Annotated in this window: 11 protein-coding genes; 3 read left to right on the forward strand and 8 right to left on the reverse strand. The window is 61.5% G+C overall.

Annotated features, from left to right (window positions below; genetic code table 11):
- Window positions 1-137: 137 nt before the first annotated feature.
- Entirely contained in the window at window positions 138-650 is a 513-nt protein-coding gene (locus ACN9MU_RS00790) for a DUF1269 domain-containing protein (protein WP_426166575.1), read from the forward strand.
- Between the two features lie 157 nt (window positions 651-807).
- Here ACN9MU_RS00790 and ACN9MU_RS00795 read toward each other — a convergent pair whose 3' ends face one another.
- The 6 genes from ACN9MU_RS00795 to ACN9MU_RS00820 form a co-directional block, all read right to left on the reverse strand.
- Window positions 808-1,080 (reverse strand): DUF4404 family protein, encoded by a 273-nt coding sequence (locus ACN9MU_RS00795; protein ID WP_130316465.1) that lies wholly within the window; start codon window positions 1,078-1,080, stop codon window positions 808-810.
- A 167-nt stretch (window positions 1,081-1,247) separates the two neighbouring features.
- Window positions 1,248-3,356 carry a M3 family metallopeptidase gene (locus ACN9MU_RS00800; RefSeq protein ID WP_426343988.1) on the reverse strand — a complete coding sequence of 703 codons (2,109 nt, stop codon included), beginning with the start codon at window positions 3,354-3,356 and terminating at the stop codon, window positions 1,248-1,250.
- Window positions 3,357-3,450: 94 nt separating this feature from the next.
- Window positions 3,451-3,654, reverse strand: coding sequence for a SlyX family protein (locus tag ACN9MU_RS00805; RefSeq protein ID WP_426166579.1), 204 nt, complete (start codon window positions 3,652-3,654; stop codon window positions 3,451-3,453).
- Between the two features lie 45 nt (window positions 3,655-3,699).
- Entirely contained in the window at window positions 3,700-4,152 is a 453-nt protein-coding gene (locus tag ACN9MU_RS00810; protein WP_426343989.1) for a hypothetical protein, read from the reverse strand.
- 75 nt (window positions 4,153-4,227) lie between these two features.
- Window positions 4,228-4,680 carry a cache domain-containing protein gene (locus ACN9MU_RS00815; RefSeq protein WP_426166583.1) on the reverse strand — a complete coding sequence of 151 codons (453 nt, stop codon included), beginning with the start codon at window positions 4,678-4,680 and terminating at the stop codon, window positions 4,228-4,230.
- 43 nt (window positions 4,681-4,723) lie between these two features.
- Window positions 4,724-6,796, reverse strand: coding sequence for a UvrD-helicase domain-containing protein (locus ACN9MU_RS00820; protein ID WP_426166585.1), 2,073 nt, complete (start codon window positions 6,794-6,796; stop codon window positions 4,724-4,726).
- Window positions 6,797-6,854: 58 nt separating this feature from the next.
- Between ACN9MU_RS00820 and ACN9MU_RS00825 the strand changes: the two genes are divergently transcribed.
- Window positions 6,855-7,337 carry an AtaL-like protein gene (locus ACN9MU_RS00825; protein ID WP_426166587.1) on the forward strand — a complete coding sequence of 161 codons (483 nt, stop codon included), beginning with the start codon at window positions 6,855-6,857 and terminating at the stop codon, window positions 7,335-7,337.
- 1 nt (window position 7,338) lies between these two features.
- On the opposite strand, the gene ACN9MU_RS00830 is transcribed toward ACN9MU_RS00825, so the two are convergent.
- A complete protein-coding gene (locus ACN9MU_RS00830; protein WP_426166589.1) occupies window positions 7,339-8,781 on the reverse strand; it encodes a dihydrolipoyl dehydrogenase in 1,443 nt (480 codons plus the stop codon).
- Between the two features lie 66 nt (window positions 8,782-8,847).
- Here ACN9MU_RS00830 and ACN9MU_RS00835 point away from each other — a divergent pair, with 66 nt between their 5' ends.
- Window positions 8,848-9,744, forward strand: a complete 897-nt coding sequence (locus ACN9MU_RS00835) for an ArgP/LysG family DNA-binding transcriptional regulator (RefSeq protein WP_426343990.1) — start codon at window positions 8,848-8,850, stop codon at window positions 9,742-9,744.
- Window positions 9,745-9,913: 169 nt separating this feature from the next.
- Here the strand turns inward: ACN9MU_RS00835 and ACN9MU_RS00840 are convergent, their stop codons facing one another.
- Complete coding sequence (locus ACN9MU_RS00840) at window positions 9,914-11,923, reverse strand: primosomal protein N' (protein ID WP_426343991.1); 2,010 nt, start codon at window positions 11,921-11,923, stop codon at window positions 9,914-9,916.
- Between the last annotated feature and the right edge of the window lie 474 nt (window positions 11,924-12,397).

The raw sequence follows: 12,397 nt of genomic DNA on the forward strand, positions 1-12,397 counted from the left end.
CGCCCGCTTCGGCGTGCAAAAATCCTTTAAATTTCAGTAACTTGTGACGTTCCGGCAAGGCGGTTTGGGTAATACACATTGAACATCGTGACATTTTTGCTATAACGGGTATACAACGTCTTCCATGGAGCGACATCATGCGACGCAGACTGTACTACATGCTTCCCAATGTAAAAGCCGCCCGCGCAGAACTGGACGAACTGCTGCTGGCACGCATCGAAGAACGGCATATCCACTTCATGGCAAAAGAGGGCACCCTGCCCGATGACATGCCAGATTGCAATTTCCTGCTCAGAACGGACCTGATCCACGGCGCCAAGCTGGGGATAGGCATCGGCGGGATTGTGGGGCTGTGCGCCGGCATCTTCCTGGTCGTTTTCCCACCCGAAGGGCTGACCCTGCGCACCATGACCATCTTGCTGGTCACGCTGGGCGGTGCACTGTTCGGCGGCTGGGCGAGCGGCATGAATGCAGCGGCCGTCCCCAACAAGAAGCTGGAGCAGTATTCAGAGCGTATTGAACAAGGTCAGGTTTTGATGATGGTAGACGTGCCAGTGCGGCGCATGAAGGAGATCGAGGAAATGATCGCCAAACGTCATCCTGACTTCAACTTTGGCGGTGAAGAACCGCCCATGCTGGCCTTCCCATAAGGCTAGCCTCCCGGGGGCCGGCCGGACAGCCGGTAAGACCCCGGGTTCCATACCGAAGGCGGGCTGCGGCCCGCCTTTATCTTTAGTCAGTGGCGCGTCAGGGCCGAACACGCAACACGCTGCGCGTGGCGCATATCCGGAGCTGCCCCCATTGATTCTAAATTCCCATATTCCCCAGGATGCGCGTCAGTTCGCGCAAAGTAGGCTCCAATGCCGGGTGTTTGGCAGCAAATTTGGCGGTGATTTCCTGGGTCCGTTCGGCCAGGCCGTAGGTGGCGGTGCCGCCTTCGGGCTCCGGCGGCTGGTCGAGGATCAGTTTGATGTCGCCATCGAGCTGGCGCAACAGGCTTTGCAATTCCTCATCGACCGGGCCGTGGTGGGCCAGCGTGGCGTGCAATTGGCGCAGAGTCTCCTTCAGCTTGGTGTCCATGATCCCTTTCCCCGTTGAAGTGGCTATCCCTCTTTATACACCCATCCGGCACGACCAGCTACGGACGTGCTCAATTTCGGGCACGGACAAGCGCCAGCTTGCCAGCGGTGGCAGGGCCCAGCACGCACACGCTGCGCATGTCGCATGCCAGGACCTGACCCCAAAAGTTACTTCAGGCCGCGGCGTTCCAGCAACGGGTCGATCTTCGCGTCGCGGCCGCGGAACTCGCGGTACATCTGCATCGCATCCATCGTGCCGCCCTTGGACAGCAGGGCCTTGCGGAAGTGGTCGCCGTTCTTGCGCTGCATGCCGCCGTTCTCGGTGAACCATTCAACCGTGTCGGCGTCCAGCTTCTCCGACCACAGGTAGCCGTAGTAGCCTGCCGAATAGCCGCCCGCGAACACGTGCGAGAAGTAGGTGGTGCGGTAGCGCGGCGGCACCGGTGCGAAATCAACACCCGCATCCTTCAGCACCGACGATTCGAAGCCCAGCACGTCGGTCGGGATCTTGTCCGCAGGGAGTTGGTGCCAGCGCTGGTCCAGGATCGAAGCCGCCAGGTATTCGGTGGTGCGAAAGCCCTCGTTGAACTTGGCCGACGCCTGCACCTTGTCCAGCAGTTCCTTCGGCATTGGCGCGCCAGTCTGGTAATGCTTGGCGTAGTTGTTCAGGATTTCCGGCCAGGTCATCCACATTTCATTGACCTGCGACGGGAATTCCACGAAGTCGCGCGGCACGCGGGTACCGGCGAAGCGCGGGTACTTTACATCCGAGAACATGCCGTGCAGCGCGTGGCCGAATTCATGGAACAGGGTGCGCGCTTCGTCGTAAGTCAGCAAGGTAGGCTCGCCGGCCGCCGGCTTGGGAATGTTCAGGTGGTTGGCCACCACCGGCTTGGTGCCCAGCAGCTTGGACTGCGACACGTAGGCATTCATCCAGGCGCCGCCGCGCTTGTTGCTGCGTGCGTAGAAGTCGCCCAGGAAGATCGCCAGTTGCTTGCCGTCGGCATCGAACACGTCAAACACGCGCACGTCAGGCTGGTAAACCGGCAGGTCCTTGCGCTCCTTGAAGGTGATGCCGTACACCTTGGTCGCTGCGTAAAACACGCCATTCTGCAGCACGTTATCCAGTTCGAAGTAAGGCTTGAGCTGGTTCTGGTCGAACGCGTAGCGCGCCTGGCGCACCTTGTCGGTGTAGAAGGCCCAGTCCTGCGCCGCGTTGGCAAAGCCGCCCTTTTCCGCATCGATCACGGCCTGGATGTCGGCCGATTCCTTGCGGGCGTTGTTTACGGCCGGCTTGGACAGTTCGCCCAGCAGCTTGTTGACGGCGTCGGTGTCGTGCGCGGTCTGGTCTTCCAACTGGTAGGCAGCGTGCGAGGAATAGCCCAGCAGCGCAGCGCGTTCGGCGCGCAGCTTGGCGATCTTCAGCACGACTTCGCGGTTGTCGAAATCGCCGCCATGGCTGCCGCGCGCCAGCGAGGTAGCCAGCAGGCGTTCACGGGTGGTGCGATTGGTCAGCACTTCCAGCGGCGCCTGGCCGGTGGTGTTGGCGATGGCGATCAGGAATTTGCCGTCCATGCCTTTGGCCTTGGCGGCTGCAGCAGCGGCGTCGATGGCCTTGTCGGACATGCCAGCCAGTTCTTCGCGGGTGTCGACCACCAGGGCGGAGGCGTTGGCTTCCTTCAGCACGTTCTGGCTGAAAGTGGTGGACAGGGCGGCCAGTTGCGAGTTGTAGGCCTTCAGTTTTTCCTTGTCGGCGGCGGTCAGCTTGGCGCCGGCGCGCACGAAATCGGTGTGATAGCGTTCCAGCAGGCGCTTCGATTCAGGATCGAGCTTCAGCTTGTCGCGCTTGTCGTACAGGGTCTTGATGCGGGCATACAGTTTTTCGTTCAGGCGAATTGCGTCGCTGTGCGCCGACAGCTTCGGCGCCAGATCGCGATTCAGCGCTTCGAAGGCGTCATTGGTGTTGGCGCCGGACAGGTTGCCGAAAACGGAGCTCACGCGGTCCAGCAGGCGGCCGGAACGTTCCATCGCCACGATCGTGTTGTCAAAAGTCGGCGCGGCCTTGTTGTTGGCAATCTTGGCAATTTCCGCGGCCTGCTGCTTCATGCCTTCTTCGTAGGCAGGACCGTAGTCTTCATTCTTGATCTTGTCGAAGGCCGGGTAGTTCAGCGGCAGCTTGGATTCGGCGGCGAAAGGATTGGACGCCGGCAGGGCGGCATTGGCAAAACCGGCAACAGCCAGGCTGGCAGCGATCACCAGCAATTTCGGACGGAACATTCTCTCTCCTGTTTTGTAATGTTTCGAAGCGCACGATAATAGCAACCCGGCAGTGCAAAGTCATGCTGCACTGCGTATCGAAAAGTGTCAGGAATCAGTAGTGCGGTGGCGGTTCGTTGATCGGCGTCTGGTTGGATTGCGAGGTCGTGCGCACGCGCTCGGCCAATGCCACCAGCATCGCTTCCAGCTGGTCGATCTGCTTCTGCTGCTCGTAGACGCGCTGGTTCAGCGACTCAACCAGGTCTTCCTGGTGCGCCAGTTTGATTTCAATGTCGATGAATCGGTCTTCGGTGCTCACGGCCTGCTCCTGCCTAAGAAAAGCAGGTATTTTACTGGAGCGACATCAGGCCAGCCATCGCATCGCCATCACAATGGCCGCCCCTTGCAAGGTACCGACGGAGACGGCAATGCCGAACATCCAGCGTACACACGACCATTTCGATTTCTGGATCTCCGCCATCAGCTCCTTCCTGAGATCGGAGATCAGGCGATCCATCCGGGCTTCAAGGTCAGCTTTGGTGCGGTCGATTTTGGTATTCAGCTCGGCCAGCCCGCTATCGATCTTGGCGTTCAACTCGGCCAACCCGCCATCGATCTTGGCGTTCAACTCTGCCAATCCTTTATCGATCTTGTTGTTCAGCTCTGCCAGCCCCTTGTCGACTTTCAACTCCAGCCGGTCTATTGCCATGGAAGCCAAGACTTCCCTAATGATTTCGGCGTGAATTTGCGCCTGTTCGGCAGGCACGCCGGCGGCAGTCAATCGTTTGGCATAGATGAGCGGATCAACGGCATTCATATTGCTATCTCCGGTTGGTCATTATGCAACCAGAATGCCGTAACCGACCACACCGCAGCTTGACGCTGCTCAGCGCTACTTCAGGTAGACCCCGCCACAGAGAATCAGGTCTTCTTCCGGGACGCAGTACATGGTTTTGGGTTCGATCTTGCCGCTGACGGGATTGTTGAACTTGTAATCCTGCCAGAACGGTACTTTTTTCTTCGCCATTTCGACGCGCTCCTTCACGAACGCCTTGCCGTCGACGTCCTTCAACTCCATCAGGTTCTTGCCGATCATTTTGGCGTTGGCGCCGTGCGCGCGGACCACGCCGTCGGTCCCGTAAACGGTCAGGTACAGGTCGCGGTCCACAAACTGGCCGTCCTTCTTGTCGATTTCGGCGAAGGTCTTTTCGCGGCCGTTCGCTTTGAGGTAGGTGATGGCTTTTTTGACCATCGCCTCGGCTTCCGGTTTGGTCACCACATCCGCAGCGCTTGCGAGAGGCGCAGCACCCGTCAGGATGGCGAGCAGGAAAATGCGTGAAAACATGGGAACCTCCTTTCAAAAGGAAGAGTACCCATGCTAGCACTAATCAAGCCGGATTAATGTCGCGCGGAGCCGACAGCAATTCCTTCATGCGCGCGAGGCGTTCGCGCGGCGACAGTACTTCCGATTCCGTCGGCGGGGCGGTGCCGACATCCAGCGCCATCTCCGCGATGAAGCGCGAAATGTCGCATTGCACATGTTCGCCGCCGCGCTTGCGCTTCTTGCACCAGGTGAGCTGCAAGGTGCGCTGCGCGCGCGTGATCCCCACGTACATCAGGCGCCGTTCTTCCTCGATGCGCTGGGCCAGCAATTCCACCGGCGCGTCCGGGTCGCCCTTGTGCGGCAGAATGCCTTCTTCGACGCCGACCAGGAACACGTGCGGATACTCCAGGCCCTTCGACGCGTGCAGCGTCGACATGCGGATCGCGTCGGGCTCTTCGTCCTTGCCATCCAGCATGGACATGAGCGCCACCATCTGGGTCAGCTCCAGGACGTTCTTCTCTTCGCCATCGCGGTCCTTGCCACCGCGGCCGCGATCCTTCAGCCAGTTGACGAAGTCCGTCACGTTGTCCCACTTGCCTTGCGCCGCGCGTTCCTCGAAGGTGTCATACAGGTAGTGCTCGTAGTGCATGCCTTCCATCAGGTCGTCCAGCACTTGCGCCGCGTTGTCGCCGCTGCCCGATGGACCGGGACGCGTGGCGCGCGATTCCAGTTCCAGGATGAAGTTGCAGAAGTCCTGCAGCGGACGCAATTGGCGTTCGTTCAGCACCGCCTCGATGCCGCCCTTGAACACGGCCTCGAACAGCGAGCATTGCCACTTGCCCGAGAAGGAGCCCAGGGCTTCCAGCGTGGACTGGCCGATGCCGCGGCGCGGCGTGGTCGCCGCGCGAATGAAGGCAGGATCGTCGTCCGGATTCGCCATCAGGCGCAGGTAGGCCATGATGTCCTTGATTTCCGCCTTGTCGAAGAAACTCTGGCCGCCGGAAATCGTGTACGGAATACGCTGCGTGCGCAACGCCTGTTCGATCACGCGCGCCTGGTGGTTGCCGCGATACAGGATCGCATAATCGGCCCACTTGTTCTTGCGCTCGAAGTGGTCGGCCGAAATCATGATCGCCACCTGCTCCGCTTCCTGCTCCTCGTTCGGCATCGAATGCACCTTGATCGGCTCACCGATACCCAGTTCCGACCACAGCGATTTCTCGAACAGCTTGGGATTGTTCTGGATCACCGCATTGGCCGCCTGCAGGATGCGCGTGGTGGAGCGGTAGTTCTGTTCCAGCTTGATCAGGCGCAGGTCGGGGAAATCGACCTGCAGCAGCGCCAGGTTTTCCATGGTCGCGCCGCGCCAGCCGTAGATCGCCTGATCGTCGTCGCCCACGGCGGTGAACATCGGCTTCTTGCCCAGGCCTGTAACCATCAGTTTCACCAGCTCGTACTGGCAGGTATTGGTGTCCTGGTATTCGTCGATCATCAGGTAGCGCAGGCGGCGCTGCCATTTGTCACGCACCGTGTCGTGGTTGCGGAACAGTTCCACCGGCAGGCGGATCAAGTCATCGAAGTCCACTGCCTGGTAGGCAGCCAGCGTGGCGATATAGCTGCCGTAGATGCGCGCCGACTGCGCCTCATCCTCGGTCTGCGCCTGCTTCAGTGCTTCCTCGGGCGTCACCAGGCCGTTCTTCCACAGCGAGATGTCGTTCTGGATGCTGCGGATCAGGTTCTTGTCGGTCGTGATGGCCAAGTCCTGGACCAGCGAGTAGCAATCGTCGCTGTCCATGATTGAAAAACGGTCTTTCAGCCCCAGATGGTTGCATTCCTGGCGCAGGATGCGCACACCGAGGGAATGAAAGGTACAGACGGTCAGCAGCTTGGCCTGGCGCGGCTGCTTGAGCATCTTGCCGACGCGCTCCTGCATTTCCAGCGCCGCCTTGTTGGTAAAGGTAAGCGCGGCGATCGTGCGCGGGTCATAGCCGCGATCCTCGATCATATGGGTAATTTTTTGCGTAATGACGCGCGTCTTGCCCGAGCCGGCCCCCGCCAGTACGAGGGCAGGGCCGTCGAGATAGAGCACGGCTTCGCTCTGTGGGCCGTTAAGGCCGAACTGGGGTGCATTGGACATCCCGGCATTGTACAGAATATAGTGGTACCAATCCCCGAAATAAGCAGGCAGAAGTGTTATGAAATTTGAACATTTGATAGAAGTGAACGACCTCCTCAACCCGCTGATGGACACCATCACCCACCAGCAGTTGTGGCGCGGCCTGGTGCTGCGCGCGGAGTCGCCCAAGCTGTTCGTTCCGCACCTGGACGAAGCGGAAATCTCGGATCGCACCACGGCAGGATTCAGCCGCCGCCTGCGCTATGGCGATGTGGTCATTGAAGACAACGTGGTGCTGCACGAGCCTTATGTGGTGCGCTATGACGTGCCGGCGCAGAAGGACATCAGCGCCTCCAGCCTGACGATGACGATCGAGATGCCGCAACCGGAACGCCTGTACGTGCGCTTCCAGTACGACGACGGCCATGACGCGGCGACCGATGCCGCCAACGCCATGTACGACGACTTCCGCCGCTCCGCTTACCAGGAGTCGGACCTCGACACCATCCGCGTGCTGCGCGAACTGGCCAGCCAGGGCCGCCTGGATTCGAGCCTGAACTGATCTAGCAGCCGGGCGTGCAATCGTTCGGCATCGGCTTGGGCGGGGGCGGCGGTTTTTGCAGCTCTTTCGACAAGTCGCGCAGGGCGGTGCGCAGGCCTTCCTCCACTACCGGATGGTAGAAAGGCATGTCCAGCATACGATCCACGGTCAGCCCGGCCTGGTGTGCCCAGGCCAGCAGGTGGCCGATGTGCTCCGCACGCGGCCCCACCATCTCGGCGCCGAGGAAGCGCCCGCTCCCATACTCCGCATACACCCGCAGCATGCCTTTGTTCTGGCGCATGACGCGGCTGCGTCCCTGGTCGTCGAAGCTGACGGCGCCGATCGCGAAGTGCTCGCGGCCGTTCGACAACTCCTTGTAGCCTTCACCCACGGTGGCGATCTGCGGTTCGCTGAATGTGATGGCAAGCGGCGTGCGGCGCAGTCCCGGCTTCACCTCGGGATAGCTGGCGGCATTGGCGCCGGCTATCTTGCCCTGGTCGGCCGCCTCGGGCAACAACGGGATCTCCGCGCTGGCATCGCCGGCGATGAAGATGCAGCTGTCGCCGCACTGCATGGTGCAACGGTCGAATTTCGGCACGCCGTTCTTGTCCAGCGCCAGCCCGGTGTGGTCGAGGCCAAGGCCGGAAACGTTCGGCGTGCGGCCGGTGGTCACCAGCACGTAGTCGAAACGCTCGATACGCTCTTCGCCTTCGGTATTGCGCGTGCGCAGTTCCAGCCCGTCGCCGGCGCGCGCGATGCCTGCCACTTCGGTGCGGAAGCGAAGGTCCATTTCTTCGCCCAGCGCTTGCGAGGCGGCTGCCAGCACATGCGGGTCCTTCAATTGGGCCACGCTGCTGCCGCGCGCGATGATCGCCACGCGCACGCCGAGCCGGTGCAGGGCCTGGCCCAGCTCCAGGCCAATCACGCCGGCGCCGATCACCGCCACGGAGCGCGGCAAGTCGGTCCATTCGAATACCGCATCGCTGTTGATCACGCGCGGTCCGGCTGCGGCCCATTCCGACGGGATGTCGGGCCGCGAGCCGGTGGCGATGACGACCGCCTGGGCGGCGACCTCCAGGTTGGCGCCGATCTGCAGGCGATTCGGCGCAGTGAATCGCGCACGCCCATGCAGCTTGTCACCGGCCGGCATGGCCGCCACATTCTCCAGCACGAAGCCGACAAAGCGGTCGCGCTCACTGCGTACGCGCTGCATGACGGCCTTGCCGTCGACTTTCAGGCCGCCGGGCTGGACGCCGAAGCCCGGCGCCTCGCGCACCGCATGCGCCGCCTCGGCCGCAGCGATCAGCAGCTTGCTCGGCATGCAGCCGACACGGGCGCAGGTGGTGCCATGCGGGCCGTCCTCGATCAATACCGCATGCTTGCCGGCGTTGCGCGCCGCCCGGTAGGCGCTCAGCCCAGCCGTACCGGCGCCGATCACCGCCACATCGCACTGGATGGTTTCCATCTTGCCTCCGTCATTGGTAATGCATTAGTATGACTTATCTTTTCGCGCTTTGATTAAGCACATCTTATGGAAAATCTGGACTACCGCGCGCTGGCGGTGCTGGATGCCGTTGCCAGCCATGGCAGCTTCGAAAAGGCGGCCAATGCGCTCGGCATCAGCCAGCCGGCCGTATCCCAGCGTATCAAAGCGCTCGAGGATGCGGTAGGCAGGCTGCTGATCGTGCGCGGCTCCCCCGCCGAAGCGACTGGCCTGGGCCAACGCCTCATCTCGCATTACCGCAACGTCAAGCTGATGGAAGCGGCACTCGACATCGACCTTGGCCACGAGACCAGCATGCCTGAAATTGCGATGGCCGTCGATGCCGCCAGCCTGGCGACCTGGCTGCCCCTGGCCCTGCGCCCGCTGCTGTCGCCGCCGCGCTGCCAGCTCGACGTCGAATGTGCCGAGCGCGAGGTAGCGCTGCATTTGCTGCGCGAAGGCGCAGTGTTCGGCTGCGTGGCTGCGCGTGCCGAGGTGCCTGCGCCTGCGGCTGCCGGCTCATCCTCGACGCCCCTGGGCGCCATGCGGCATGTATGCGTAGCCGCGCCTTCTTTTGCGGCGCATTGGTTCGGTGATGGATTCGGCGTTGAGGCCCTGGCGCTGGCGCCGGCCGTGGTGCATGACCGCGACCTGATGGCGCGATTCCTGGCGCGCGAGGCCGGGTATGTGCGGCCGTTCCCGCATCACACCTTGCCGCTGTCGACGGCCTTGAACGACACCGTGTTCGGCGGCCTGGCTTACGGCCTGCTGCCGTATCTGCAGGCGGCGCAGGGCTTGTCGCAGGGCGCGCTGGTGGACCTGCTGCCAGGGCGTTTCATCGATGTGGAACTGGACTGGCACTCGTGGGAACTGGACACGCCGTTCACGCATGCACTCACCGAGCAGGTTATTGGCACCGCGCGGCGCTATCTGGTACAGCCTTGAAAACCGGTAAACCTGGGTCAGGCACAAGTGCCTGATCCAATCTGATCATCTGCCGCGGGTTTGTTCGTACGCCGTTGATCTTCTCAAAAAAATCAGGAACGTTTAACCCTGCCTCCAGGCCTTAGCGCTGACAGGGTCAGACCCTTTGGGTCTGACCCTGGTTTACCGGTTAAATATCGACCGGGTCAACCTCGAGCGACCATTTGACGCGCGTCTTCTGCTCGCGCAGCGCCTGCATCCACTCTTTCAGGAATGCCTGCAGCGCAGGGCGCGACGGCGACTCCACCAGCAACTGCGCGCGCTCCATATTGTGCACGCGCGCCATGCTCATCGGAATCGGGTCGTTGATCGTGATTCCCCCATGCTGCACCAGGTCGCGCGCACCACGCAGGAATTCCAGCGCCAGCTCAAGCTCGCGCGCCTCCGCCCGCAGGATGGCCTGGTACAGGTATGGCGGCAAACCGGCCACTTCACGCTCGCCAAGCAGCGAGTTGGCGAAGTAGTCGTAGTCATGCGCCACCAGCGCCGAGAATAGCGGGTGCTCCGGATAGCTGGTCTGCACCAGCACCTCGCTTTCGCTGCCGCCCTGGCGTCCCGCTCGTCCCGCCACCTGCATCAGCTGCGCAAACAGCCGCTCGCTGGCGCGATAGTCCTGCGAAAACAGCGAGCTGTCGGGATTCATGATCCCTACCAGCGTCAGGTTCTTGAAGTCGTGCCCCTTGGCGACCATCTGCGTGCCGACGAGGATATCCACCTCCTGCCGGTGCACGCTGTCGAAAGCTTCCTGCGCACTGCCCTTGCGCCGCGTACTGTCGGCATCGATGCGCAGCACCCGCGCCTGCGGGAACAGCTGCTGCAGGCTCTCCTCGATGCGCTGCGTGCCGCGTCCCAGCGGCTGCAAGTCGATATTGCCGCAGGTCGGACAATGGCGCGGGATGCGCATCTCCAGGCTGCAGTGATGGCAGCGCAGGCGGTAATCCGATTTGTGCAGCACCATCGACGCCGTGCAGCGTTTGCACTCGCTGACCCAGCCGCACGATTCGCAGGTAATCACCGGCGAATATCCGCGCCGGTTCAGGAACAGCAAGGACTGTTCGCCGCGCTCCATGCGCAGCCTGATCGCGTCGACCAGCTGCTCGGTCAACCCTTCCTGCCCGCGCCGGCGCGAGGTATCGATCAGCTTCACGGAAGGCAGCACCGCCTGCTGCACCGCGCGTTCGCGCAATTCCAGCTTGCGGTAGCGGCCCTTCAGGGCATGGTGCCAGCTCTCCAGCGACGGCGTCGCAGAACCCATCACGACGGGAATCTGCAACTGGTGCGCGCGCCATACGGCAAGGTCGCGCGCCGAATAGCGCAAGCCTTCCTGCTGCTTGTACGACGGATCGTGCTCCTCGTCGATCACGATCATCTTCAGGTTCGGCATCGAAGCGAGGATGGACAGGCGCGTGCCCAGCACGATGCGCGCCTTGCCTTCGTGCGCCGCCAGCCAGTGCAGCATGCGCTCGCCCTCCGACAAGCGGCTGTGCAGGGTGGACAGCATCACGCCCGGAAAACGGTTACGGATATTGGTTTCCAGTTGCGGCGTCAGGTTGATCTCGGGGACCAGCACCAGCACCTGGCCCTGCGGCTCGCGCGCCAGCACCTGTGCACAGGCTTGCAGGTAGACCTCGGTCTTGCCGCTGCCTGTCACGCCATACAGCAGGAAGGGCGCAAAACCCTGAGCGCCGACGATGGCAGCCGCCGCCGCCTGCTGGCCTGCATTCAGCGCGGGCACGTTGGCTGGCGCCGGATCGTGCGGTTCTTCCAGCTTGGCCAGTTTCTTGATGGCGCGGTCCAGCGCGACAGTGCTGCTCACGCGCAGGTTCTTGGGCAGGCCGGGCAAGGCCACTTCGCCGAGCGGGCGCTGGTAATACTCAGCGGCAAAGCCGGCCAGCGCCAGCCATTGCGGCGACACGGGCGCTAACTGCGTGCGCACGGCCAGCGCAGCTTTCAGCTTTTCCTCGGGGACATCCGTTTCTTCAAGGATATCCACAATGAGGCCGACGACCTCACGCGGGCCGAAGGGCACCATTGCCAATTGTCCTACACGCGGCCGCTCTGATATTTCGCAATCCCAGCGGTAATCAAAGACCGCGTTCAGCGGCGTATCCAGGGCAATTCGGAGAATGCAGTGCGCCATCCAGGGCTATCGATCGAGGGTTTTTCAACTATCCACAGAATCTGGGGATAACTTTGTGAACAAAGGGGCGGGAATCCTGAGCAAGCACTAACCTCCAGCTTGCAATCCGGGGAAACGCGGCAAATGACGCCGATTTTTTCCCTTATATTTCAACTACTTACAGCAGGCGCCCTAGGAGAGCCAGAAAGCGCATATTTTTCCGCGCTCTGTGTATAAGTGCACCATTTAAGGAGCAGCTTTTCCCCGAAATCAAGCAGTTTTTACAGCTTTTTTAGCGGAAAACGTGCCTGGTGCGCCACAACATCAAGCCAAGCATTGTACACAGGCAGGCACCGCACGGTTTGTGTTTCCGCAAGCGTTTTCGCCACCGAAAGTCTTGGCGAAATATCATGCAATGCAACATGACGCTAAGACAATTCCTACAAATTCCTACTAAGTGCCGGTTTACAAAGTACTTTTGACTTTTTTCCACAG

Origin of the sequence: Pseudoduganella sp. R-32 (assembly GCF_049913245.1) — a bacterium.
Classification (GTDB): Bacteria; Pseudomonadota; Gammaproteobacteria; order Burkholderiales; family Burkholderiaceae_D; genus Rugamonas.

Excerpts from the sequence above, each read along its gene's own strand:
- ACN9MU_RS00790 (WP_426166575.1), top strand. The coding sequence starts at position 138 with ATGCGACGCAGACTGTACTACATGCTTCCCAATGTAAAAGCCGCCCGC.
- ACN9MU_RS00795 (WP_130316465.1), bottom strand. The coding sequence starts at position 1,080 with ATGGACACCAAGCTGAAGGAGACTCTGCGCCAATTGCACGCCACGCTG.
- ACN9MU_RS00800 (WP_426343988.1), bottom strand. The coding sequence starts at position 3,356 with ATGTTCCGTCCGAAATTGCTGGTGATCGCTGCCAGCCTGGCTGTTGCC.
- ACN9MU_RS00810 (WP_426343989.1), bottom strand. The coding sequence starts at position 4,152 with ATGAATGCCGTTGATCCGCTCATCTATGCCAAACGATTGACTGCCGCC.
- ACN9MU_RS00815 (WP_426166583.1), bottom strand. The coding sequence starts at position 4,680 with ATGTTTTCACGCATTTTCCTGCTCGCCATCCTGACGGGTGCTGCGCCT.
- ACN9MU_RS00820 (WP_426166585.1), bottom strand. The coding sequence starts at position 6,796 with ATGTCCAATGCACCCCAGTTCGGCCTTAACGGCCCACAGAGCGAAGCC.
- ACN9MU_RS00825 (WP_426166587.1), top strand. The coding sequence starts at position 6,855 with ATGAAATTTGAACATTTGATAGAAGTGAACGACCTCCTCAACCCGCTG.
- ACN9MU_RS00830 (WP_426166589.1), bottom strand. The coding sequence starts at position 8,781 with ATGGAAACCATCCAGTGCGATGTGGCGGTGATCGGCGCCGGTACGGCT.
- ACN9MU_RS00835 (WP_426343990.1), top strand. The coding sequence starts at position 8,848 with ATGGAAAATCTGGACTACCGCGCGCTGGCGGTGCTGGATGCCGTTGCC.
- ACN9MU_RS00840 (WP_426343991.1), bottom strand. The coding sequence starts at position 11,923 with ATGGCGCACTGCATTCTCCGAATTGCCCTGGATACGCCGCTGAACGCG.